Origin of the sequence: Helicobacter mehlei (assembly GCF_007280785.1) — a bacterium.
In the GTDB taxonomy this organism is placed as follows: Bacteria; Campylobacterota; Campylobacteria; order Campylobacterales; family Helicobacteraceae; genus Helicobacter; species Helicobacter mehlei.
This window is the reverse complement of record NZ_VKGC01000068.1, coordinates 1-518: the sequence shown is the minus strand read 5'-3', so window position 1 is coordinate 518 and position 518 is coordinate 1. Positions and strand designations below refer to the sequence as shown.

The following is a 518-nucleotide window of genomic DNA, read 5'->3' as shown; positions in this document are numbered from 1 at the left end:
CCTAATGGGAAGGAGGCTTGTGGAAAATGGCAACCTACAAAAACCGCGCTGAGATACGGGCGTATTTTGAGACCCACGGAACCACTTTGAAGGAATTAGCCAAGATTTATGGCGTGTCTTACCGCACCTTGACGCGTTGGCGTGTGGCAGAGAATTGGAAGCCCAAAAGAGCGGTGGAGAAGGTGCAGGTCGAGGTGCTTAAAGATGAATTGACCAACCACGGGGTAGAGACCTTCTTAGGGGCCAAAAAACAAGAGATCAAGCAGAGCATTAAGGAAAATCTGAAGCATATTGAGATAGACCCCATCGTGCTAGAGTGCATCACAGAGACCTCTAGCGACGAGCTTTTGCTAAAGGCTATGAATTTGCACTTTATCAATAAAAACATCTTGCTAGCGGCGATCATTGCTAAGGACGAGCTTTTAAAGATGGTGCGCAACAATTTAGAGAATGCCAAGGGCAATCCAGTTATTATCGCGGCCGCTGAAAAGGTGGCTAGGATGTTCAGCGATTTAAAA

At 46.7% G+C, this 518-nt stretch carries 1 protein-coding gene; it reads left to right on the top strand.

The window, feature by feature from the left end; genetic code table 11:
* Positions 1-26: 26 nt before the first annotated feature.
* Positions 27-518: hypothetical protein (locus tag FNE76_RS08120; protein ID WP_185963041.1), on the top strand; the 492-nt coding region annotated here is incomplete at its 3' end.